Annotated in this window: 29 protein-coding genes; 27 read left to right on the top strand and 2 right to left on the bottom strand. The window is 61.2% G+C overall.

Going from position 1 to position 23102, the window contains the following annotated elements; translation table 11 throughout:
* Nucleotides 1-60: 60 nt before the first annotated feature.
* Together QM600_RS03915 and QM600_RS03910 are read left to right on the top strand one after the other, a co-directional pair.
* The gene (locus QM600_RS03915) at nucleotides 61-750 is read left to right on the top strand and encodes an exonuclease domain-containing protein (protein ID WP_283260177.1); all 690 of its coding nucleotides are present in this window, start codon (nucleotides 61-63) and stop codon (nucleotides 748-750) included.
* A complete protein-coding gene (locus QM600_RS03910; protein WP_283260176.1) occupies nucleotides 747-1616 on the top strand; it encodes a PD-(D/E)XK nuclease-like domain-containing protein in 870 nt (289 codons plus the stop codon). The genes QM600_RS03915 and QM600_RS03910 overlap by 4 nt, the downstream gene beginning before the upstream one ends.
* Nucleotides 1617-1647: 31 nt before the next feature.
* Here QM600_RS03910 and QM600_RS03905 read toward each other — a convergent pair whose 3' ends face one another.
* Nucleotides 1648-1896: a hypothetical protein gene (locus tag QM600_RS03905; protein WP_283260175.1), complete on the bottom strand. Its 249-nt coding sequence runs from the start codon at nucleotides 1894-1896 to the stop codon at nucleotides 1648-1650.
* Nucleotides 1897-1937: 41 nt separating this feature from the next.
* Between QM600_RS03905 and QM600_RS03900 the strand changes: the two genes are divergently transcribed.
* The 10 genes from QM600_RS03900 (at nucleotide 1938) to QM600_RS03855 (ending at nucleotide 9412) form a co-directional block, all read left to right on the top strand.
* Nucleotides 1938-2732, top strand: a complete 795-nt coding sequence (locus QM600_RS03900; RefSeq protein ID WP_283260174.1) for a hypothetical protein — start codon at nucleotides 1938-1940, stop codon at nucleotides 2730-2732.
* A 66-nt stretch (nucleotides 2733-2798) separates the two neighbouring features.
* Nucleotides 2799-3239 (top strand): DUF7171 family protein, encoded by a 441-nt coding sequence (locus tag QM600_RS03895; RefSeq protein WP_283260173.1) that lies wholly within the window; start codon nucleotides 2799-2801, stop codon nucleotides 3237-3239.
* Between the two features lie 121 nt (nucleotides 3240-3360).
* Nucleotides 3361-3573, top strand: a complete 213-nt coding sequence (locus tag QM600_RS03890) for a hypothetical protein (RefSeq protein ID WP_283260172.1) — start codon at nucleotides 3361-3363, stop codon at nucleotides 3571-3573.
* Complete coding sequence (locus QM600_RS03885; RefSeq protein WP_283260171.1) at nucleotides 3570-4472, top strand: hypothetical protein; 903 nt, start codon at nucleotides 3570-3572, stop codon at nucleotides 4470-4472. The genes QM600_RS03890 and QM600_RS03885 overlap by 4 nt, the downstream gene beginning before the upstream one ends.
* Nucleotides 4469-4996 (top strand): hypothetical protein, encoded by a 528-nt coding sequence (locus QM600_RS03880; RefSeq protein ID WP_283260170.1) that lies wholly within the window; start codon nucleotides 4469-4471, stop codon nucleotides 4994-4996. Before QM600_RS03885 ends, QM600_RS03880 begins: the two co-directional genes overlap by 4 nt.
* Nucleotides 4993-5616 carry a hypothetical protein gene (locus QM600_RS03875; protein WP_283260169.1) on the top strand — a complete coding sequence of 208 codons (624 nt, stop codon included), beginning with the start codon at nucleotides 4993-4995 and terminating at the stop codon, nucleotides 5614-5616. Before QM600_RS03880 ends, QM600_RS03875 begins: the two co-directional genes overlap by 4 nt.
* 67 nt (nucleotides 5617-5683) lie before the next feature.
* Nucleotides 5684-6151 (top strand): hypothetical protein, encoded by a 468-nt coding sequence (locus QM600_RS03870; protein WP_283260168.1) that lies wholly within the window; start codon nucleotides 5684-5686, stop codon nucleotides 6149-6151.
* Entirely contained in the window at nucleotides 6148-6402 is a 255-nt protein-coding gene (locus QM600_RS03865) for a glutaredoxin family protein (protein ID WP_283260167.1), read from the top strand. Before QM600_RS03870 ends, QM600_RS03865 begins: the two co-directional genes overlap by 4 nt.
* Nucleotides 6403-6504: 102 nt before the next feature.
* Nucleotides 6505-7809, top strand: coding sequence for a hypothetical protein (locus QM600_RS03860; protein ID WP_283260166.1), 1305 nt, complete (start codon nucleotides 6505-6507; stop codon nucleotides 7807-7809).
* A 7-nt stretch (nucleotides 7810-7816) separates the two neighbouring features.
* Nucleotides 7817-9412: a terminase large subunit domain-containing protein gene (locus QM600_RS03855; RefSeq protein ID WP_283260165.1), complete on the top strand. Its 1596-nt coding sequence runs from the start codon at nucleotides 7817-7819 to the stop codon at nucleotides 9410-9412.
* Here QM600_RS03855 and QM600_RS03850 read toward each other — a convergent pair.
* Nucleotides 9409-10116, bottom strand: coding sequence for a hypothetical protein (locus QM600_RS03850; protein WP_283260164.1), 708 nt, complete (start codon nucleotides 10114-10116; stop codon nucleotides 9409-9411). The two genes, QM600_RS03855 and QM600_RS03850, sit on opposite strands and share 4 nt — an antisense overlap.
* A 125-nt stretch (nucleotides 10117-10241) precedes the next feature.
* On the opposite strand from QM600_RS03850, the gene QM600_RS03845 reads away from it, so the two are divergent.
* The 15 genes from QM600_RS03845 to QM600_RS03775 all read left to right on the top strand — a co-directional run bounded on the left by QM600_RS03845 (nucleotide 10242) and on the right by QM600_RS03775 (nucleotide 23087).
* Nucleotides 10242-10499, top strand: a complete 258-nt coding sequence (locus QM600_RS03845; RefSeq protein WP_283260163.1) for a hypothetical protein — start codon at nucleotides 10242-10244, stop codon at nucleotides 10497-10499.
* Entirely contained in the window at nucleotides 10496-11446 is a 951-nt protein-coding gene (locus tag QM600_RS03840) for a DNA cytosine methyltransferase (protein WP_283260162.1), read from the top strand. The genes QM600_RS03845 and QM600_RS03840 overlap by 4 nt, the downstream gene beginning before the upstream one ends.
* Entirely contained in the window at nucleotides 11443-11640 is a 198-nt protein-coding gene (locus QM600_RS03835; RefSeq protein ID WP_283260161.1) for a hypothetical protein, read from the top strand. The genes QM600_RS03840 and QM600_RS03835 overlap by 4 nt, the downstream gene beginning before the upstream one ends.
* 94 nt (nucleotides 11641-11734) lie before the next feature.
* Nucleotides 11735-12052, top strand: coding sequence for a hypothetical protein (locus QM600_RS03830; RefSeq protein ID WP_283260160.1), 318 nt, complete (start codon nucleotides 11735-11737; stop codon nucleotides 12050-12052).
* A 234-nt stretch (nucleotides 12053-12286) separates the two neighbouring features.
* Complete coding sequence (locus QM600_RS03825) at nucleotides 12287-12865, top strand: hypothetical protein (protein ID WP_283260159.1); 579 nt, start codon at nucleotides 12287-12289, stop codon at nucleotides 12863-12865.
* On the top strand, nucleotides 12862-13812 hold the full coding sequence (locus QM600_RS03820; RefSeq protein ID WP_283260158.1) for a hypothetical protein: 951 nt from the start codon (nucleotides 12862-12864) through the stop codon (nucleotides 13810-13812). The genes QM600_RS03825 and QM600_RS03820 overlap by 4 nt, the downstream gene beginning before the upstream one ends.
* Before the next feature lie 92 nt (nucleotides 13813-13904).
* Nucleotides 13905-14207 (top strand): hypothetical protein, encoded by a 303-nt coding sequence (locus QM600_RS03815; protein WP_283260157.1) that lies wholly within the window; start codon nucleotides 13905-13907, stop codon nucleotides 14205-14207.
* Nucleotides 14207-15829 (top strand): hypothetical protein, encoded by a 1623-nt coding sequence (locus QM600_RS03810; RefSeq protein WP_283260156.1) that lies wholly within the window; start codon nucleotides 14207-14209, stop codon nucleotides 15827-15829. The genes QM600_RS03815 and QM600_RS03810 overlap by 1 nt, the downstream gene beginning before the upstream one ends.
* On the top strand, nucleotides 15826-16161 hold the full coding sequence (locus tag QM600_RS03805) for a hypothetical protein (protein ID WP_283260155.1): 336 nt from the start codon (nucleotides 15826-15828) through the stop codon (nucleotides 16159-16161). The genes QM600_RS03810 and QM600_RS03805 overlap by 4 nt, the downstream gene beginning before the upstream one ends.
* The gene (locus QM600_RS03800; RefSeq protein ID WP_283260154.1) at nucleotides 16154-16330 is read left to right on the top strand and encodes a hypothetical protein; all 177 of its coding nucleotides are present in this window, start codon (nucleotides 16154-16156) and stop codon (nucleotides 16328-16330) included. The genes QM600_RS03805 and QM600_RS03800 overlap by 8 nt, the downstream gene beginning before the upstream one ends.
* Nucleotides 16327-16737, top strand: coding sequence for a hypothetical protein (locus QM600_RS03795; protein WP_283260153.1), 411 nt, complete (start codon nucleotides 16327-16329; stop codon nucleotides 16735-16737). The genes QM600_RS03800 and QM600_RS03795 overlap by 4 nt, the downstream gene beginning before the upstream one ends.
* Nucleotides 16730-18775, top strand: coding sequence for a phage minor head protein (locus tag QM600_RS03790; RefSeq protein ID WP_283260152.1), 2046 nt, complete (start codon nucleotides 16730-16732; stop codon nucleotides 18773-18775). The genes QM600_RS03795 and QM600_RS03790 overlap by 8 nt, the downstream gene beginning before the upstream one ends.
* A gap of 2 nt (nucleotides 18776-18777) precedes the next feature.
* Entirely contained in the window at nucleotides 18778-19005 is a 228-nt protein-coding gene (locus QM600_RS03785; protein ID WP_283260151.1) for a hypothetical protein, read from the top strand.
* 86 nt (nucleotides 19006-19091) lie between these two features.
* Nucleotides 19092-20942, top strand: a complete 1851-nt coding sequence (locus tag QM600_RS03780) for a 2'-5' RNA ligase family protein (RefSeq protein WP_283260150.1) — start codon at nucleotides 19092-19094, stop codon at nucleotides 20940-20942.
* A gap of 243 nt (nucleotides 20943-21185) precedes the next feature.
* Nucleotides 21186-23087: a major capsid protein gene (locus QM600_RS03775; RefSeq protein ID WP_283260149.1), complete on the top strand. Its 1902-nt coding sequence runs from the start codon at nucleotides 21186-21188 to the stop codon at nucleotides 23085-23087.
* Nucleotides 23088-23102 lie beyond the last annotated feature (15 nt).

The following is a 23102-nucleotide window of genomic DNA, read 5'->3' as shown; positions in this document are numbered from 1 at the left end:
GCGCTACCTGATCCTGTCCTGCGCCATCATCGTCGGCGCCCTACTTGTAGGAGTGTTCCTGTGACCAGTTGGACTGAATCACCATTGGCCGCCTTCGACCTCGAGACGACCGGACCGATCCCGACGAAGGATCGCATCGTCACCGCATGCCTTGCGCGCATCGACGGCAAGACCGTCACGGCGCAGAACTGGTTGGTGGATCCGGAGATCGACATCCCGGAGGGTGCGTCGAACATTCACGGCGTCACCACCGACAGGGCCCGCGCAGAGGGTGCGCCGTATGCGGACGGCTACCAGCAGATCCGCGACGAACTCGAACGGGTGTGGGCTGAAGGCCGCATCGTATGCGCGTTCAATGGCAGCTTCGATTTCACGATGATCGATCGTGAAGGGCAGAGGCTCGGGTATCCGAAGCTGGTGTGCGGCCCGATCTTCGATCCCTACGTTGTGGACAAAGCTGTGGACAAGTACCGCAAAGGGAAGCGTCAACTGTCAGTGATGTGCGCTCACTACGAAATCAAACTTGAGAACGCACACAGTGCTGACGCTGACGCACTTGCTGCGGCCCGGCTGGCGTGGGTGCTTGGCAATCGCAACCGCGGCCTTGCGAAGTTCACCGTCGACGAACTGATGGAGAAGCAGACGATGTGGCGTCGAGAGCAGCAGGAAAGCCTCGCGGAGCACTTCGCGAGTAAGGGTCAGGACGTCTCGGACATCAACCCCGACTGGCCGATTCAGGGTGCAGCATGACCGCGCCCACCGAGCCTGGCGTGTATGGCGGCATCACCGACGAGGTTTACCACGGTGACCGAATCAGTCTCTCGTCGTCAGGTGCACGCAAACTGCTCGCACCATCCTGCCCAGCGAAGTTCCGTCACGAACAGGACAATCCGCCGGCGCCGAAAAAAGTGTTCGACTTCGGGCACGCGGCGCACTCACTCGTCCTCGGCTACGGATCCGAGCTCCGCGAGATTCCCGACAAACTGCTCGCGTCGAACGGTGCTGTAAGTACCGCCGCGGCAAAGGAGTTTGTTGCGAATGCACGGACCGAGGGTGCCGTCGCACTCAAACCTGCTGAGCACCAGAAGGTTCACGAGATGGCCGACGCGATCCGCAGTCACGAAACTGCAGCGGAACTACTCAGCAACGGCAAGCCCGAACAGTCGCTCTACTGGCGAGATCAAGCAACCGGCATCATGCGGCGAGCACGTCCCGACTGGCTCCCGAACGTGACAGGCTCACGCCTGGTCATAACGGACTACAAGACCGCGGTATCCGCCGACGAGAACGACTTTGTCAGGGCTGCCGGAGATTACGGCTACCACTGCCAAGCGCCCTGGTACTGCGACGGCATCATCGAGCTCGGCATTCACCCCGACCCCGAATTCGTTTTCGTGGTCCAGGAGAAGGAACCGCCGTACCTCGTCAACGTCGTCCAGCTCGCACCCGAAGCGATCGAACTCGGCCGGCAGCTCAACCGCATTGCGATCGAGACGTACGTGACATGCAGGCAGACCGGCATCTGGCCGGGATATGGCGAGGACATCAAGCTCGTCGATCTCCCGCCGTGGATCTACAACCAGCATGGCGACCCCGAACCGGAAATGGTGATCTGACATGGAGGCCAATCTCGTAACCATCGAGTGCTCACGCCCTGGCGACGGCTACACCCTGTTCGCCAGCGGCACCAGCCTTGATGTGCATCTCGCCGGTCCAGGTAGTCATGGCGGCACTGGGAAGATCCTCTGCGGCTTCGATCGTCACGCCCGAGATGACACCGGCCGCTACCTCGTCGGGTTCTCCGTCGGTGGCGGTTCTACTGGCCCCGGCTATCACCACCACCCTTGCGCGGAATGTGCCCAGCTGGCTGCCGACCGATCGGTAAGCGGAACCCACAAGAAGCTATTCCCAGCTCGATCGCCACAGGAAGTATGACAATGGATCTCACGGAATCAATCGCTCCGAAATCCGACCAACTCAACGCAGAAGATCTCCTGGCCGGGCCGCGCACCGTACAGATTAGGGAGGTCACCAAAGGTTCAGCCGAGCAGCCGTTCGACTTCCACCTCGTTGAGTTTCCCGGCCGCCCGTTTCGTCCGAGCAAGACTGTGCGGCGAATCATCGTCAACGCATGGGGCAAGGAGTCGTCCGCCTACACCGGCCGGCGCATGACCCTCTACCGCGACCCTGAGATCACGTTCGGCCGCGACAAGGTCGGCGGAATACGGATCTCGCACATGTCGGACATCGCCAAGCCCGAGACAGTAATGCTCACCGTCACCCGAGGGAAGCGCGCGCCGTACACGGTTGACCCACTGCCCGATGCACCGCCGATCATCACGAGCGCGCAGGCAGCTGAGATCGAGGATGACATCGCGAAAGCAGTCGACCGCGCTGAGCTCAACGCGATCGGCGCGCAGCTCAAGACGTTCGACCTGGCCGACCATCGTGGACGCCTGCAAGGGCTGTGGAAGTCGCGACTGTCCGAGCTGGAATCCGCCTCAAACCTGGTCGCAAAACCGGAACCTGATCAGGTCACGGCCCTGACTCTTCGGGATCGTCTCGTCGCGGCATTGGTCAGCGAAGGCAAGGCCGACGAGCCCGAACAGGTCGGTTATCTGTCGGGCGAGTTCAAGCGCCCGATCATGACTCTCGGTGATCTCACTGACGCCGAGGCGCTCGAGATAACCGAGTTCCTCGAGGGCGCCCAAAACCAGGACCAGCCGAAGTGACCGATCACGGCCTCGCTGAGGCCATGAAGACCACCGCAGTACCCAACGAGAAGAAGGAAGCCTGACATGGCGATTGTGAAAGATAACCCCAACGGCGACAAGGGAACCGTCGAAGGTATGGCGAAGTACAGCTTCATGTCCTCGCCGCCCGAACAGTTCGAGCACATCCCCGTCCCCGGTGAACGGCGTGTCATGAGCGTGACCGTGCAGTGCAAGGCAGTCATCGACGAAGAAGTCGACGAAGGTGTCCGCAAGCACGTCAAGTGGAAGATCGTCGAAGCCGAGATCGGCACCATGGCGCACCGCGCCGAAACCACCGAACCGACACTCGACTACGAGTCGGGGGAGAGCGGAGAGTACGGCGACTACGGCACCGGCGCACCCGCCAACATGACTGGCGCCGAGGACAACGACTCCGTCGACGACACGAACGAAAGCTCCGACGCCGGCGACGAACCCGCCGACAACGTCCACGCCATCGGCGGACCCAAACTCTTCTCCGAGTAACCAAAGTTTCGGTACACACAGTGTCACTGTTGGTACCGAAATGATGTGACACAATCGAATTCGGGTTCGGTCCCAGGAAATCTGGGATCGGACCCGTCTCACAACCAACGAAGGGACGGCCGTGGACCAGCCCACAACAGTTCTCGACCCCCGCGAAGCGGTCCTCTCCGAGCTCGACCAACTCCGCCAACGGCAAGCCGCAGACCGCGCAGCACGGCTCGACACTATCCGCCACGCACGAGCCTTAGGCCTCACCAACCAGTCTATCGGCGACGCACTCGGAGTCACCGAAGTCGCAGTCCGCAACATGATCAAAAGGGCTGGAACCGCATGAGAATTCGATCAACGAAGCCTGAGTTCTGGCGGTCCAGCACCATTGCCTCCGTCGACTGGGATGCACGGCTCGTTCTCAAGGGCTTGGAGTCGTACGTTGACGACAACGGGGTCGGGAAGGATGACCTAGCTCTGATCGTCGGAGATGTGTTCCCTCGCGACATGGTTGCGAATCCTCGCGACACTCTCGCGAGGGTGACTGAAGCTATCGGAAGCCTCTCCGAAGCTGGTTTACTCCATCGCTACAAGGTCGATGGGAAGCCGCTGCTCTACGTTTCGAACTGGGACAGCATTCAACGGATAGACAAACCGGGAAAGGGTCGTTTGCCCAGGCCAGACGGCACGATGGACTACAAAGAGTCAGTAATTCGGGAGAGCGTCGCGAGTCCTCGCGAGAGTGTCGCGCCTGGAACAGGGGAACAGGGGAACAGGGGAACAGAGGAAAAAGAAGATCGTCCCCCAGTTGAAACTGAAACCTCACTTGCCGCGGAACCGCGAAAACGCGGAGCACGAGCAATCGCTGAACACCTCAACGGAACCGCGCACTCACCCGACGCGCACACAATCGCTCGCGCCTACTCCGACTCCTGCCAAACCCCGATCGCCGGAAACACCCTCGCGAAGATCGCGCAAGCAATCGACTCGTGCCTCACCTCCGGAATCAACCGCACCCAAATCGAAGTCGGCATCCACGACTGGGCCGCATCACCAATGACCGCGCCGTCGACCATCCCCGACTTCGTCCACAAAGCCGCCAACCGGCCCACCGCAAGTGCAGCCGCGAATGGGGTCGGGAAGACCACCAAAAAAGCAATGGGCTGGGCGAACCTCGGAAACCAACTCGCCCAACAGCAAGCCGAAGCAATCAGCGGCACAACCACGAAAGGCATAACCGCATGACCATCATCGAAGCGACACCGCAGCAGCTCGCCGACGCCGGCGCGATCATCGGTCGAAGCGCCCTCTTCGACAACCGATTCGGAGAAGCCGACATCGGGCGGGCCTCAGCATGGGCAGAAGCACTCGCCCCGTACAACCTCGAAATCTCTGACGCACTGAACGCCGTCACCGCCCACTACCGCGCCGAACCCGAACGAATGATCATGCCCGCCGACGTCATCCGACTCGGCCGCGAAATCCGCATCGACCGCGCCCAACGTGAACCCGCAGCAGACCGGGAACTGCGGCAACTGCAACACGACCTGAAACACGGCCTAGCCCAGAACGATCCCCAGATCGGATTGCCCATCCGAGGAGCCGACGGACCACCCGTCCCCAGCGCCTACGAAGTGAACGGCGCAGTCGATCGCGGATGCCCCACCTGCGGATCCGAACCAATGACCCCCTGCATCAACAAAATCACCGGCAGCCCGAGAAAAATGCCTTGCATTCGCCGAATGACCGGAAAGCGAGCCGACCAATGAACACCCCCGACACCCTGTTCGGCACAGGAACCCTCGAAACACTCCAACAAGCCGCCACCGTCGCACACAGCCCCAGCAACCACGGCCCAGTCGTAGGCATCGACCCATCCCTCACCGGAACCGGCATCGCCATCATCACCAACAACACACCCCAACTCCACACAATCGCCAGCCGCGGCAAACGAGACGACACCTGGCAACAACGCGCCACCCGCCTCACCGACCTCCGCAACCGCACCATGGGACTCATCCCACGCAACACCACACTCGCCATCATCGAAGGCCCCGCATACGCTGCCCAAGGCACAGGAATCCACGACCGCGCCGGCTACTGGTGGATGCTCTACCAAGCCCTCACCTCACTCAAAATCCCCACCGCCGTATGCCCACCCACCACCCGAGCAAAATGGGCAACCGACAAAGGCAACGCAGGCAAAGCCGACGTCGCCATGGCCATCAGCAAAATTTGGCCCAACACCGACATCCGAGGCGACGACCAAGCCGATGCACTCTGCTTCGCCACCATCGCCGCACAACACCTCGGCCACCCCATGCCCTACCTGATCCTCGAACGCCACAAACTCGCACTCACCAAAATCGTGTGGCCAGGAATGCAGTAGATACACTTGAACTCTGCGCACCGAAACGGTCAACCCAAAGACGGTCAACAAACCCGGAGAATCGCCAATGTCCAGCGTCAAACCCGAAGGCATCAGCGACCGCGAACGCGCACTCGGCGCGATGAAAGATCGCCGCGACGGCAAGACCTGGGCCGAAGTCGCCGACGCCTGGGGCTACCACGACAAAAGCTCCGCGCACCGGGCCGTGAAGACCGTCCTCGAACGCGTTGAAGGTGAAACCGCAGACGACTACCGGGAAGTCATCGCTGCCCGCTACGAGGCCCTGTGGGCGAAGTCGTGGGAAGCGATCGCGGCGGCGGATGCGAAGGGGCAGTTGGTGGGGAAGTCTCAGCTCGTCGCATCCGCCCGCGGAGTCCTCGACAGTCTCGCGAAACTGCAAGGGCTGCAAGCATCCACAAAATCCGAAGTCACCGTCGTCACTCGCGGCGCGATCGACGCGGAGATCGAAGCATTGTTCGGCAAGGCCGGCATCCAGCCCGGCGACGAAACCACAGACACACAGGAGAATCCGTGAAGGTTACCGTTTACAGCAAACCGTTTTGCGTGGCGTGTGACGCGACGAAGAGGTTGCTCACTAAGCTGCAGATCTCGCACACCGTCGTCGATGTAACCGAAGACGCCAAGGCGCTCGCGTACGTGAAGTCGCTCGGCTATTCAGGCGCGCCCGTTGTCGTCGCTGAACTTCCATCTGGCATTCAGCACTGGGCGGAGTTCCGCGAAGCGAAGATGAAGGAACTCAGTCGAGAACTTCAATTGACCAGGTAGTTCCCTCATGGAAAATTGTCGACGAATGTGGTTATAGGCGTGTCTGCCGAAAAACCAGGCCTACTTCGCGGCACGTCACCGTTCACCTGCGATGATCCTTCCATGGATATTGAGGAAGCATCGACACCGAGTTTGGATGCTGAGGAAGCAACGCCACTGGGTTTGGATTTTGTGGATATTGATGTGTCTTTGGGGCAGAGTATTGGCTCCGTTCTGGATAAGCTGACGGAGCTCGATGGTCAAGAACCGAGGGGCCGCTCTTTTGACCCGCTGCAGAATGCAATCGTTACCTCATATCGTCAGCTTCTTCTCAGCGAAAACGATCTGGATGGACATTTTCGTCGCCGTCTCGACTTAATTCGGGGCTTCGCATATCCAACCTTCACCGCCGATGACTATGCGATTTTCGCTTCGGCAGTCGGTACTTCGGCTGGTTACGCGCCGCAGCTACTTTGGTACAAGCGGATATTTACAGGCGACAAGCGCGCTGTAAATCGGTCGACTTTATCGTCACACATGGCGTCACTCTCAAGTCTTCTTGCGCGCAACGATGTTCGGACCCTCGATGACGTGGCACTTGCGCTCTTCAAGCGGCGCATTGACACATGGATAGCAGGCATCGTTTCCCAGTCATTGCGGCAACATAACCTGTCGACGGAGGGTCTGATTGTGTTTCAACGGTTAGCCGATCGAATTCGTGACAGTGACGCGATGACTGATCCTGATGGCACGTGGGCGAGGGACCTGGAGCGATTGGGAGAAGCGAGGCAGGAGAGGCGAGGGGTTTCTGGGGGCGATGCCATTCGGGTCATGTCAACTGCTGAGCCTGATACTGAATTGAATTTGACGGAGGTGTTTGAGAAGGCACTACAGACCGCAACAGAAGTCGAGACGATACGGGATCGCGCAAAGGGAGCATTGGGTGCGACCCTTCAAGCTGCAGGACACACTGCGGAGGTGGCATTGGGAGCAGACTTCGCCAGGGTTGCCACTCGAAATGGCAGGGTTGCGGGTGTCTTATCTGGGTTGTCGATCGTGATGCTTCTGCTGGTTTGCTACGCCGGGTTTCGGACCATCGGGAAGATGGAGGATATCGATCTTGTTGATGAATTAGCAAAGTTTTCACTAACGCTGCCGCTCTTAGCTATCGCCGCGTATCTAGGTCGACTATCGAGTCACTACCGGGAATCCGCAAGGTGGGCGCACACAGCGTCGGTCCAGTTGATGTCTGTCGATGCGTTTGCTGAGGGTCTTTCGAGTGAAAAACACCGGGATGAGTTGAAACTAGCCTTGGGTGCGCGTGTTTTCGGTGATCCTGGTTTTGGTGTTCAAGCAAAGAATCCTGACGTTGAGGATGTTGTCGCAATCATCGACTCCGTGGGTATTGCAGTGCGACCGAAGGAATAGACGAAAAGTGAGCCTTCTTGAAGGTGGCGCCTGGCGGAACCTGCCGGACGCTGACAAGCGGCACCTACGCGACCGCCTCGCAGAAGAATGCGCACGCCGCGGCATCCCCATCAACGACACCACCAGCCCCGGCATCCTCGCGATGCGCCACGAGCCGGCCGTCACCGTCCAACGACCACACCTCGAGCTCATCGACCGCGAACTCACCAAACTCCTCGCCACACCCAACGCGAAGCTCATGATCTGGACACCACCACAGGTCGGCAAAAGCATGCGCGTCTCCCGCTGGTTCCCGTTCTGGTGGCTCACCCACCGGCCCAGAGACCGCGTCATCCTCGCCTCCTACGCAGCCAGCCTCGCCAACACCCACGGCGCAGCCTGCCGCGATCTCGTCGAAAGCCACGGCCTCACTTACGGCCTTCGCATGCGCGACGACGAGAACACCCGCGCCAACTGGACACTCACCTCCGGCGGCGGTATGCGATCCGTCGGCACCCGAGGCGGGTTGACCGGCCATCCGATGAACCTCGGCATCATCGACGACCCCTTCGCCGACCGCGCAGCAGCCGACAGCCCGCTCATCCGCGAACGAGTGTGGGAGTGGTACAGCTCCGCGTACACCACCCGTAAGGCGCCCGGCGCCCGCGAAGTGATCGTCATGACCCGGTGGCATCCGCTGGACCTGTGCGGCCGGCTCCTGGAACGCGACGGCCGCACAGAGGAAGGTGGGGAGTGGACTGTCCTGCACCTACCCGCGCTCGCCGTCACCCCCGATCCCGCGAAGGGCATCTACGCGGATCCGCTCGGCCGTGAACCCGGTGACCCACTCAGTCACCCCGTCATTGACCTCGGTGACATCGACGGACTCGCAGACCACTGGCGCCGAAAGAAGAAAGGCTCCACCAGCCGAGACTGGAACGCCGTCTACCAAGGCAGCCCATTCGACTCCGAAGGCGCACTACTCACCGAGCGGCACATTCGGGACGCAACCAACGATGTACCAGCGGCGCGGATCTCGGGCGTGGGTATCGACCCGTCCGGCGGCGGCAGAGATACAGCCGGCATCGTCGGCGGCATCCTCGGCGTGGATGGCAAGTTCTACTGGACGCACAACCGCACGGCGCGCATGACGTCGGACATTTGGTCCCGTGAAGCGTGTCTACTGGCAGCCGAGATGGATGCCGACCGATTCGTGGTCGAAACCAACTATGGCGGAGATCAAGCCACAACGTTGGTGAAGCAGGCGTGGGACGCGCTGCAACGCGAAGGGAAGATCGATCAGCGGAAACTGTGCCCGCGCATGGTGACTGTTCATTCTCGGAAGTCGAAACTGCTTCGGGCCGAACCGATCGCGCAGGCAATCATGACCGAGCGTGCATGGTTCGGCCGCGATCCCAGCCTGTCCGACTTCAAATCCGAGTGGCAGCTGTGGGAACCGGGGTCGACATGGTCACCCGGCGCATTGGATGCGGGCGTGCACCTCGCGACTGACATGCTGCCGCCGATCAATTCGGGTACTTCGACGTCGTCTGCGGCGAAACGGTCACGTTCATCCGTAACGGGCGCAAGTGGTTTGGCGGCTCGCCGTGCACGTTCTGCCTAGATTTCAGGTCCGCGCGGAAGCGTGAATTCCTTGATTGTCGGTCCGCCGTTCGACTTCGGAATTCCCTCCACAATGATCTGCACACGTGTCTGACCGTTGCTTTGCGTGCTGGCGTTGAACTCAACACCACCGTTGCGGGCCTGGTACCGGAGCAGTTGCGAGTAGTTCGTAGATGAGCCAGTCGGGGCGGTACCTGCTGGTGTCAACGTTGTCGAGGCCAACGCCCGGTATCTCGCTAAGTCGTCGCCTTCACGGTCCTTCGTTAGATCGTCAACGAACATAGCAAGGGTTTGCCACGCCCACGGATCAAAAGCAACGTATTTCTCGCCGCCTTGGACACAGATGATCAGCCGATCACTCATCGGATCTGATTCTGTTGTTCTCAAGGCCTTGCTGAAGATTGCTGGTGGAATGTGATCGCCGTAGCAGTCGAGGTCAAACCATCCGAAACCTTCGTCCTGCTGAGCTTGGAGAATTTTGTCGCGCCCAGCCTTCCAGGATTCCCAACCCGCTTTGAACGCGGTCTCGAGGCCTGTGGCGAGCAGGCTCGCACCAAGACTGCTGGTCAACGCGCCGTACCATCCGATAGTTGCTGGATTGAACACCGCCGCTGCGCATCCCGTGAGCGCTGGGGCAGCGACCGTACTGGCAACTCCGAGGCCAGCTACACGGAGAGCGGTTCGGCGATCTACTAGTCGGTCCATGCGTCCTCCGATGTCGGTGTGGGTGCATTCTCCCAGTTTGCAGATGGGTTGGTTGTCTTTTTGGGTGTGCGACTTTTCAAATAACAGTGCAACAGTTCGGACTGTATCCGTGTAATACTGATGCCATGCCCACAAAAAACAACCCATACCCAGATGTTGCTGACGCGTACCGCACCCTCATCGCGCACGAAACCGAGCCGAAAGAACAAGAGTTTTACCGCACCCGCCTCGCACGGTTGGAGCAGGCAACCGAACCTGCGGAACCTCCGTGCTCGCATCCGGGTCAGTGGTGCCCTTGCGAGGACCGTTGGCACGCAGCGCAAGCAGAGAAGGCCGCGGCTGCGCAGGCCCCTGCTGTACCCGCCGAGGAGGGGGACGCGTGACCTTGACAATGACTGATTCATTCTCGGGCGCGGGTGGGAGTTCGGAAGGCATGACGCAGGCCGGCTTCCATGTCGTGACCGCTGCGAACCACTGGGATGTCGCGATCGCTACGCACCAGAAGAATCACCCGAACACTGAGCATCGGCAGGCGAACTTGTCCGAGGTGGATTGGCGCTCCTTCCCGAAGACGAATGTCCTGTGGGCGTCGCCGTCGTGCGTCTGGCATGCGAGGTCCGGTGGCCGGAAGCAACCGTCTGCCGAGGTGGAGTTGGCGCGCACCGATGCTGGATCTGTCGATCGCGCAACTGCGTTCGCGGTGATCGCGGCCAGTGAGGTGCATCAGTATGACGCGGTGATCGTGGAGAACGTGCCCGAATTTCAGGCATGGAGCCTCTACAACTGGTGGGTCGACGGTATGCGGGCGCTCGGCTACCGCGAGCAAGTGATTCTGCTGAACGCTGCCGATGTCGGTGCAGCGCAACGCCGGGTCCGATATTTCGCGGTGTTCACTCGTGACGGCAACGTCGACCTGAGCATCGTGGAGCCTAAGCGCACTCACGCACTGTCCATCCTCGACTCGGATCTAGGCAAGCTCGTCACCCGCAAGCTGTACGTGACACCGCAGATCGAGCAGATCGCCGAGATGGACACCCCGCACCTGGTGATGATGCGGCGCAACGCGAAACCGCGCCGCGCCGACGCTCACCCGCTCGCGACAATTACCGCCGGCGGCAACCACCACGGCGTCGCCACGGTGACGGCTGAGGGCCCCCGGTACCGGCTGCTCTCTAACCGCGAATGTGCTCGCGGGCAGGGTTTCCCGGACACCTACCAGTTTTGCGGGAAGGTCGACGAGGTGAAGAAGCAGATCGGGAACGCGGTCAGCGTCGACGCCGCGCGCTGGATCGGTGGACGCGTCAAGGCCGCATTGGGAGTGGTGGCGTGACTGTGCCGGCGCCGGACACGATCCGCATCTACAGGGACTCGTTGGGGGAGTGGCGGTGGATACGCCGTACACCTGCCGGCGCAACCGTTTCCGAATCGCGCACCGCGCACACAGCTCGAGCTGCCGCCCGCATCGACGTCGCGCACCACAACCCTGACCCCGCCACCTACCTCGTGGAGATCGCCCGCACATGACCACCACCATCCTGTTCGCCACCGCCATGGCCGTCATCGTCGGCGCATCCGCCGTGATCGGCCGACTCATCTACCGAGACCTGAAGGACACCGAATGAACTCTGATCAGATCCGCGCAGAAGCAATCGACCGCATCGCACGTGCTCACTACCGACAGCAGTTCGGCGACGCCGGATACGTGTGGGAGGAGACGACCGAGACGATCCGCAACCATCATCGTGTGACTGCCGCTTTCGCTGTCGACGCACTCGGTGACCTACTCCCGACCATCACGCGTTATGGCGTCGCGAACCCCGTGAACGGTGAAGCGCGCTTCGTCGACTACACCCTCGAATCATGCAAGGACTTCGCCACCGAATTCGAAACCCACGTCATCCAGCAACACCTCACCGAATGGACCAGCCATGAGTGATGTCGTGAAGACCTTGCGCCGCAGGATCGCTGAATGGATGCGCAACAAAGCTGACCGAGTGGACCGGACGAGCGGGCCGCGCGCAATCGGAGCGCACTTCAACTTCGTGACCGGAAAAGGACTGGTGATCACTAAGACTGACGGGATACCGATACACCCACCGGCCCCTGGATGCCCTCTCTGGTACATGTCCGAGGACTACGACCGCGCCTTCGCTGACATGGAGCCCCGATCATGAGTGAAGGCCTACGCGACCCCCGCTCCGATGATCCCGCCGACTGGGCACGGCACATCCCCGACGGCGAACCCATGCTCTACGGCCGCGACTTCGCGTTCGCCGAAGTCCTCGCCGAAGCGAACCTCAAGATCACCGCAACACGTTGGCTGCCAAGCGAACCCATCCCGTACGACGAAATGCGCGGACTCTGCGGACTACCCGATTTCCCCGACCTTCGCGCCGCATCATTCTTCGGCGATGTGGCGTCGAATCCGTGGACAATATTTCGGTCTCCCGGCGATCCATTCGTTACCTGGACGAACCCGTTCCTGCCGAACGCGCCGGCCGCCCGAGCTGAAGCCGTCAAGCAATTCGTGTACGACCAGCTCTGCGACTCGGGTGTGCTGCCCACCTGGGCGCTACCTGACAACCCGTTCGACGAGGACAACTGGACAGTTCAGGTCGGTGAACCCGAACCCGATACGCGCACACCGCAACAGCGCGCCCTGCCTCGCCCAGCCACGACACCGCCACCGTGGGCGCACAACCCCGCGAAGCAGCACCGCGACACCCGATCCAGCAGAAGAGTCAAATGAGCGACCCACTGGCGCACAGCGGAGCCATGCCCAGTAAGACTATTGCCATGAACTTGCGCGCTAAAGGTGCTGCCATGAAGTTGCGCGCTAAAGCTGCCGGAACGAAGTTGTTGAAGAAGAAACACGCGAACGTTGCTGGATACCTCGTAGGGGTTTGCCTGTGCGTGATACTCGGATTCGTAGTCGGAAGGATGGTCCCGAGGTCGGCGTTAGGTTGGGTGCCTGCATGGATACCAGACCTCCTAGGGATCATTTTTTCAGTGCAATGGCTCGCTTCAGTCGGCATCCCCGTGATGGCTACACTCATCGCGGTCGGCGCGGCTGGCATCTATCTAACAAGACAGATTTCGCATGATCAGCGCTTGGTGAAGGCGGAGCGGAGACGGGCACAGGCGAGTGTCCTCGCGACTTCGCTTCGTGATGGCGCGAGCCTTCTGGCGCGTGCGGTCGAAGTATATGAAGAGCGCAGTGTTTGGAAGGATGGAGAATCGATGAAATCCATTCTGGTGGAATATGACCGGTTAATCCGTCGAGGATCCATGCGTGCAACCGAAAATTTTGGGAAAAGTCCGATGATCGACGACATCGATTGGAGTGCGGACCTTTTTCAGGTCTTTCCAATATGGGAAGGCCTAGAAAGTAGTGATGTCAACGACCAGTACTCCAGTAGTGCCAAATCGTGGACCCTTGCAAGTTTGATAGGGGACTACCATGAGTTCCTTGTTCGGACGGCAGAACAGTTGGAGGACTGGGATGGCGGAAAGTCCGTCCCGAAGAGTGGTGCAATGATTGCCATGTATGGTACGACAACGTATTTGCCAAGTGGTGGAATGCATGCCTTCGCGAGACCAATAGGCGCCAAATCTCTGCTGCCTGACCAGTTATCAGTTCAGGGACGGATGTATACGTTGACGCTCGAAGTCATGGCGGAGTTCTTCCCGAACTAATAGTTCAAACGACTGTGTCGTTCGAGCTACGCAGCCCTCTGTTTCGGTAGATACACTCAACTGTGTCCACCGGAATAGAGGAGCTGCACACCGTGTCGATCACGATCATTCTGCTGACGCTCGGTGCCGCCGCCAGGCTCACCCGACTCGTCACCGACGACTACATCACCCGCCACATTCGAGCGTTCTTCATACGCCGATACGGCCCCGACAACGACCTCGCCTACCTCGTTACATGCCCGTGGTGCATGTCGATGTACATCAGTGGCGGGATGTTCACCCTCGCATGGTTTTACGGGTGGCATCCCGCCTTCGTCATCGTCACCGCAGCGCTCACCGCGTCGTACCTCATCGGCACTGCAGCGACCCTCGTCGGATCTGCAGAGGTGGACTGATGCGCACACGCCGCCCCGACAGCACAGCCCACGCCATCGCCGAACACATGACAGTGGCGCCGGCACCGAACCGCACTGAGCGCAGACTCCGCAGAACCACAATCCGACGCGGCCCCATCCTCGGCAACTACGTCACACCATCCACCAACAGCCGCTTCGCACCACAATCCGTCACCGCAGCAGCAGAAGTCGTCTACGGCAAAAGCCTCGCCCGACAGAAGAAACGGCCACCCATCGCTGGATGGCAAAGAGAATCCTGGGAACTCCGCGGCCAAGTCCCCGAGTTCCGATTCGCAGGCGACCGAGTTGCACGCGGCGCATCCCAATACAAACTGTTCGCAGCGAAACGCCCCGACAAACCTGGCAGCGAACCAGTCAAAATCGACGCAGGCCTGGCATACGAGCTGTGCTCCGAACTGTTCGGCGACATCGCAGCCACACAGCAAGCCCTACACCGCGCGGCCCAGCAACTCACCTTCAACGGCGACAGCCTTCTCGTCGTCAGTGAAAGCGAAGAATCCGGTCTCACCTGGGCGGCGCAATCTATCCAAGAGCTCACCGGCCAAGGCAAAACGTGGAAACTGAACGACGGCATCGAATCCCGCAACCTCAACGCCGACGACGTCGTCATCCGCTGCTGGAAACCTGACCCTGAATTCCAGGCCCTCGCTGACTGCCCCGCGAAAGCTGTACTCCCCATTGCCCGCACATTGCGTGCCCTCGGACAACGCGCAGGCGCAGAGATCGACTCACGCCTCGCCGGCGCCGGAATCCTCTGGCTGCCATCCGAAGGTCGCGCTGAAGGGCAACACACAGACGACGACCCGGATGCAGATCCGTTCGTCGACGAACTGTCCGACAACATGTTGATCCCGCTACAAAACCCTGATTCGGCCGCGGCTGTTGTCCCGATGATCGCCCGAATGCCTGGCGAAATGATCGAGAAGATCAAACACATGAGCTTCTCGACACCACTCGACGAGAAGCTCCCTGAGATGGAGACCAGTTCCATCCGCCGCATCGCGCTCGGTATGGACTCGCCGCCGGAGACGCTCCTCGGGATGGGGTCGGCGAATCACTGGACAGGCTGGCTTATCTCCTCCGAGGAGGTCACCCTCGTTACATCGCCGACTGTCGCCACCATCTGCCATGCGTTGACTATCGGGTTCCTGCATCCGATGCTGCAGGCCGCCGGCGTCGAAGACTGGGCCGATCACCTCATCTGGCTTGACGCGTCTGAGCTTGAGCTGCGCCCCGACAAGTCCGTCGACTCCCGCGAACTGTTCAAGGAAGGGATGCTCGGCGAGGAAACGACGCGACGCGAGAACGGGTTCGACGAAAACGACGCACCGACACCCGAAGAGAAACGAACCAACCTGCTCACCAAACTGCTCATCGGTGCACCGTCATTGGCGCCTCTACTGCTCCCGATGCTCGGCATCGAAGTGGACGCGTCTGTCCTCAACAAGACCGCGAACATCACTGAAGCAACCGGCGGCAGCACACCAGACGGCGCGCCTCCCTCCGAGGAGCCGACCACTGAAACCACAGGGGAGCAAACCATTCCTGACCAGCCCACCGAGCAACCGAACGACAACGTCGAGACAGGACCAGGACAGTGACCGCGCCTCTGTATCGCGCTGAGACGCTGGCGTGCGAGATCGCTGTGCTGCGGGCCCTCGAGTTGGCCGCGAAACGTTCCCTCGGGCGCCGCACCCGCGGCACTGCACCGGAAGTTCCTGCGCACCTGCTGCACACGCACCTCCGGATCGCTGGGACTCACGAGGACTGCGACAAGTTGTTGGTCGGTGCGTGGGAGCACATGACCATCGTCATCCCGGAAGCCACGAAGCTGCGGGAGCTGTGCGACTGGTACGTCCGGGAGCTGATCGTCACCCGGCGCCCGCACACCCGCGCCGATCTCGAACGAGTCCTAGCAGTCGCACATGAGTGAGATGGATAGGAACAAGGTCGCGTTCTGTGCTGGCACTGTTTACGCGATCGGGACGGCACTGATGGTGGAGATGAACCCTGGCGCTCCGACGTGGCAGATGCTGCTGGCCGTGCCAGCTTTCGCAGCACTTGCCGCCTGCGTGTTGTTCATGCTGGCGGTGCTCGGATGAGCCTGTGGTGGTCGTTCATTCTCACCGCATTCGGTGCAACCGGGATGTTTCTCTCTTACCGGTCCTACTCGTCCTATGCCGGGCCCGCGTTCGGGCTGTGGATTCAGCTCGTGTGGGTCACGTACGCGATCGAGAGCATGCAGTGGTGGTTCATTGTGTCGGCATTCCTGTACGGCGTCGCGCACATCTACGGCATCGGGAAGCGCCGCCACGAGCGCCAGGAGATCGCACTGTCTGCCGCCGTTACGGACGGCCTCGAAGCTAACCGATTCATGAAGAGGGCGGCGTCAGTACGCAGTTGGATGGCACCGCGACCGTATTCCGGACCTGGTGTGGACTCGCTCCCCGTACCGTCGGCCGTAGCGAGCCGGTACCAGCCCGACGATCTGGGTGACTTCGATGACTAGGCAGGATCCGTGGTTGGCGGAGCGGATGCAGGCAGACCAGCAGATCCGGCGCGGTGAGAAGAAGATCTACGCCGCCGTCATCACCGCGATAACCATCTGGCTCGACACCACCCGCCAACTCATCCTCGGCCAACCCGTCCCAGCGCTCACAGCAGCCGGCGATGATCCGATCCCCGACATCGACGCCGCGCAAGCATCATTCACCGCATGGGCCCGCGCCCTCGAGCAGCACGTCGAACCCGCCATCGCCGAAGCGTTCGGTGAAGCCTTCGCAGCCCAGTCCCGCGCAGCCGACATCAGCCCTGTCCACTTCCAAGAGCACCACATGGCGACAGTCCATGACCGACTGAAGATTTGGCCGGAAGGCGCATTCGAAGAACTCCGCCCCGAACTGTTGGAGGCGATGCAACAGAACGAGTCCATCGACGGGCAGATCACCGACCGCATCGGCCGCATCCTCGACATCGACGCACCCACCCGACGCATCCGCGCGAACATCTCCGCCATCGACGCCCAAATCGCAGACCCCGAAACGGATCGCGACGACCTGCCATTCCTGCGCGGGAAGCGCCGCAGCCTGTGGAACCAGCACGACGAATCGAACCAGCAGTGGAAGTGGTTGGCGCGCCGCATCGCCCGCACCGAAATTCAAGGCGCAGTAGAGGGCGGCAGCCTCGCATCCGCGCAAGCGACAGCAGAGCTCACCGGACAGGACATGTACAAAGCGTGGCTCTCCACCTCCGACGAACGAACGAGGCACAGTCACAGCGTCGCTGACGGACAGATAGTGAAACTCGCCGAACCATTCCGCGTCGGCGCAGCACTCCTCATGCACCCCGCATTCCCCGGCGGCCCAGCACACGAAGTCATCAACTGCCGCTGCACCATGCGCATCCTCGACTGGCACGAAATGCAGGACGAACTCCAAGGCATGTGGGGTGGGCGCGGTGTCACGCCGATGGGCGCGCGCCTCGGCCCCGACGACGAAGCAGAAGCAGCAGCGGCAATCGACCGCCTGAAGCGGGAACGCAACGGCGAAGTCCTCGAACCCATCCAACGCACCGAACCCGACGTTCAAGACACCGTGAACGTCGACGACGACATTCAAGCAAACCCCGATCTGCTTGAACCAGAAGACGAACCGTTCACCACACCGCACGATGACCTGCCGGACCTCGAGGACGACATCTCCGACGAAGACCTCAACGGACCCGCCGACGAACCGGAATCCACCTACATCGATGAGGAAGCCGATCCTGATGATGAACTTCACGTGGCAGACGAAGAACCGGACCTGGACATTGACGACGAGAACCTACCGGATGACGTTGACGACGAAAGAGATTCAACCGACGACGCACACGACGAAACCACCATCGAAGACGATGAGGCGGACACTGATCCTGCCGACACGTCTGACATCGAGGACGAACCCGAAGTAGCCGAACGCCCAACGGGCGGACCGACACCAGAGGACTCGGAAGCGCTCGCCGAACAATTCGACAGAGACTTCACCGAACCGATCACGCAACTCACCGACGAGCAACGAGAAGCCATCCTCCGCTGGCAGGGAATGGACCGGTTCTACCGGCGGATGCAGGACGTCGTCCGGAACAACACCGACGACGAGGAGGCAATACTCATGGTCGAACTACTTGACGAGGCCATCGCTGCGAGCGAACTCGTAGAGGACGTCACCCTGTACCGCGGCATCCGTAACATCAGCACTCTCATTGGCCGAACGAACTCAGACCTCGACCGGTACATGGGCCAAGCCATTGAGACGCCCGGATATCTCGCCGCCTCCACCTCACGTGAACAAGCCATAAGCGGATTCACGCGACCATTCATCGGCGGCGGACCAGCACTCTTCGAACTCACCATCCGAGCCGGAACCCCAGCCCTTTGGGTTGCCGGCGCAGGAGATCCGGCGATGGCAGACCAACGAGAACTGCTATTGGGAACCGCGTACTCCCTGCTCATTCTCGGTGTCGACTACAGTGGCAGTGTCCCCACAGTGCAGGCGGAGGTGATCTGAGCATGGAAATCAACGAACGGTTCTATGACGACAGTGCCTTCCTGCCTATCGGATCTCCGATGACGCCGCCATATACCGCGGGCAGTCTTCTTTCCCGGTTGAAGCTCGTGCGCGCTGAACGAGACGTGCAACTTGCCGGCGTCCGCGATTGGCTCACTACAAATGAGCCGACTGAAGGGCTGATCCGGAGCTTGAATCGCCGTGGTTTCGGCGAAGTTTTCCAGGACTGAAACGATCTCATTCGACGCCTCGTAGCGTCTTCTCGTTGATTACGGTAGATACAGTTGTCTGTGTCCACCGTAATGAGGAGTTCAGGATGACTGCACCAACCACCCCGGCGGGGGAGAAGCCGCTACCCACAGGATGGCGAGGGCCGGTCCTGCCAGTGAACGCCCGATCCGGTGACATGCGGGAGTTCATCCTCGCTGACGGCGTCGAACCATCAGTGCGCCCGCTACCCATCGCGCTGTCCGCGCAGGACGAAATGTGGGAAGCGCACGAGGGTTCCCGCGTCGTCGGGTTGATCACCCGAGCGTGGGTGGAAGACGGATTCCTGTGGGCTGAAGGACCGTTGGACCTGGAGGACAAGTTCGGCGCCGAGTACGCCCGTAAACTGCGTGACGGGTTCGCCGGCTGGGTGTCGGCGGACCTCTCCGATATTGCGCTCGAGGAGATCCCGCTCCGCTCCGACAAAACGGAATGGACTGCAGACGAACTCGCCGCCGCGTATGCAGCGTTCGAGTCCGGTACCGGTGAGCAGCCTGATGTCGCCGGGCAACTGCTGCGGGTGCATGAGTGGAAGCTGATGGGCGTCACCGGTGTCTCCTCACCGGCATTCGAGACGGCACGCATCCAACCGGTGTACGACGAGTTCACCGCGGTGAGTGCATCAGCAACTCTGACTGCAGCAGCAGAACAGCATTCGGGTGCGATGGTCGCACTGGTTCCGTCGGCGGAGGATTGCGCCCGCCTGGCGATCGACGGCTACGAACCACCCGACGTTCTGCACACCACCCTCGTATTCCTCGGAGACGCTGCAGCCTGGTCACCTGAGCAGAGGGACCACCTCGAGCTGGCACTTGGCGGTATCGGCCTCGTCCCGATGACCGGAACGGTGTGGGGTCACGCCCAATTCAACCCGGACGGCGACGACCCGTGCGCGGTCTACCTCGCCGAAGCGGAAGGGATCACGTCGCTGCAGTCAGCTGTCATGGGCGCACTCGAGGAAGCAGGCAACTACGACCTCGTCCCGACCCAGCATGAGTGCTTCGTCCCGCACATCACCGCCGGGTACAACCTCGACGTCGACAAACTGTCCGAGACCGGCCCGATCCGTTACGACCGTCTCCGACTGTCGTTCGCTGACACCGACGTCCGCGACATCCCCCTCGACACCATCACCGCAGCCTTGGTGGCGTCCGCGGTTGTGTACGACGCCGCGGACTTCACCATCCCCGAAGCAGAAGAACTCACCGCCTTGACTGTCACCGACGACGGCCGCGTGTACGGGCACCTCGCCCAGGCAGATTCGTGCCATATCGGATTCGCCGACGTCTGCGTCAGCCCACCCACCTCGAACACTGACTACGCGTACTTCCATCAGGGCGAAATCTCCACCACTGCCGGACCGCTTCCGGTCGGGAAGCTCACTCTCGGGACCGGTCACGCCGGTATGCGGCAAGCCGCGCGTGCAGCTGCTGAGCACTACGACAACACCGGCACCGCCGTCGCGGTCGTCCGCTGCACCGACGGTTTATGGGGGCCATGGCTTTCCGGCCGCATCCTCCCCGGCGTCGACGATGATCGTGTCGCCGAGCTCCGCCGCTCCGGAGTGTCCGGTGACTGGCGCAGCATCCAACGCGGCTCCAACAATTTGGAACTCGTCGCGGTCCTCGCCGTGAACGTCCCAGGATTCCCTGTCCCACGAACCCGAGCACTCGCAGCATCCGGCATCCGATCGTTGGTCGCTGCCGGTGTCCCACCAACCCGAAAGCCGCACGTTGAACCAGAAGAATCAATCACCGCGTCAGCCATCGCGACTCATGTCCGTGCGGAACTCCGTGCGTCTGCGCATCGAGAGAGCCGTCGCCAGACGGTTAACCAACGTGTCAGGGCAGCACGTATGGCGGCAGCTACACGAAAGGCAGGACTGAACCATGGGATGTAATTGTGGTGGCGGGCAACGGAAAACTGTTCACCAGGTGCGCCGCGTCGACGGGACTGTGAAGCGCTATGCGACAGAAGCGGAAGCCCGCGCTGCCGCATCACAGCCCGGTGCGACGTACACGAAGATCGAGCGCTAACACCAAGCTTCACCACTCATCCCCAACGCACGGGATAGAGTGTGTTCATAGATCGCCGCTGGCTGTGGGCCGGGCACCAAGTGCCCGCATGACCCAGGAGGCCCACGGTGGACCCCATCACTCTCCAGAATCTGATCAACGCAGCACAGGGCGGCGTGGATGGCGCCGCTCCTGACGCGTCCGCGACCGCCCCTGCCGAACCCGCGAAGGCCGTAGCCGAGTACCTCGCCGCACACCCCGAAATCGATGTCGCCGCCCTGCAGGCTGAGGCAGTCAAGTCATTCACCGAAATCAGTGCTGCTGGTGCTGATTCCGATGAATCTCTTGCCGCTGTTGAAGCCCTCGCCGATGTCATCGACGGCGTGAAGGTGGAGCAGGAACGCGTCGACGCCGCAGGCGAAGTGAAGCGCACCCGTCTCGCTGAACTGTCCAACCGCGTCAAGGCCGCAACAGGTTCCGACGCGCCAGAGGGTGAGGACAACGCTGATGCTGACGCAACTGTCGATGCAGACGCCGACACTGGTGCTGAAGCAGCGGCTGATGCTGGCGCGGTGGACGCTGGCGAGGGTGGCGGAGATGTGGATGCCGGCGCTTCCACCGAGGCCGCTCCCGAAGCTGTCGCTGCTTCCGCTGCGAAGCCGGTCAAACGTGTTCGCCTCTCCCAGATCCCTCGAAAGACGGTAGTCATGCCCGCCGAGAACACTGTCGACACGAAGCCCCGAGCGACAATCATCGCGTCCGCTGACGTAGCTGGCTTCGGCCAGGGCACGAGCCTGACTACGTCTGATCTGGCCCGCGCAGCGAACGTGAAGCTCCAGGGCTTTCCGTCCGACTTCATCCCCAACCAGGAATACTCGGTTCCGGTCGCTTCCATCTCGATTCCGTTCGAGGAGCAGCTCACTGCGGACGGTAAGAACGATCAGGAAGCTATCGACTACGCCGCCGACACCAGCCGACTTAAGGGTGGTTCGCTTGTCGCAGGTGGCTGGTGCGCGCCTTCCGAGACTCTTTACGAGTTGGGTGGCATCCTCGCTGACGCCGGCGCGGGACTCGTTGACCTGCCCGAGGTTCAGGCGAAGCGCGGTGGCCTCCGCTTTACCGAAGGTCCCGATTACGCCGCGATCTATGGTGACCCGACCTTCGGATTCATCCAGACCGAACCTCAGTCCATTGCGGGCACAGGTTTCACCACCGCGACCGGCGGCACTGTCACCGGTACGGAGAAGCCGTTCTACCGCGTGCCCTGCCCCGAGTTCACGGACGTCCGCGCTGAGGCTGTCGGCTTGGGTGTTGTGGCGGGGATTCTCGCGAACGACGCATACCCCGAGGTCACTCAGGAAGTCGTCGAACACGGTCTGATCGCTCACGCGCACCGCATCAACACCCGCACCCTGAACCGTCAGGCCGCGTTGTCGGGCACCCCGATTGCGCTTGCTCTCGGCCCGAGCGCGACCACGTCGGTACTGAACGCCGTCGACATCCAGATCTCCGACTACCGCTACGCAAACCGCATGGCAGACAACGCGGAACTCGAAGTGGTACTGCCGCTATGGGGAAAGCCGGTGATCCGCGCAGACCAGGCCGTACGCAACGGCTCGAATGTCAGTGAAGCGCTCGAGGTCACCGACCAGAAGATCGAGGCCTGGTTCCGTGCCCGCAATGCGCGAGTCCAGTGGGTCTACGACTGGCAAGACGCGTTCTCCGGTGTAACCGGAGGATTCGGTGCAGCGACACCGATCACCGCATGGCCCACCACCATCGACATCATGATCTACAAGGCTGGCACGTTCGTTCGTGCCCGCGGCGAGATCATCAACGTCTCCGCGATGTACGACACCGTCAACCTCAAGAAGAACGACTACCACGTCATCTTCATCGAGGAGAAGCTGCTCGTCATCAAGCGCCGCTGGAAGTCCCGTCTGGTTCGTGTCCCGCTCGCAGTGAACGGCGCCGTCGGTGCCGCTCGTGAGCTGGATGCCCAGGGCAAGATCGTCGTCACCACCCCGTAGTCCACCGCCGGGTAC

Origin of the sequence: Rhodococcus sp. IEGM 1379 (genome assembly GCF_030056815.1) — a bacterium.
Taxonomy (GTDB): domain Bacteria; phylum Actinomycetota; class Actinomycetes; order Mycobacteriales; family Mycobacteriaceae; genus Rhodococcus_F.
The sequence above is the reverse complement of the archived record's forward strand: the minus strand, read 5'-3'. Positions and strand labels throughout refer to the sequence as shown.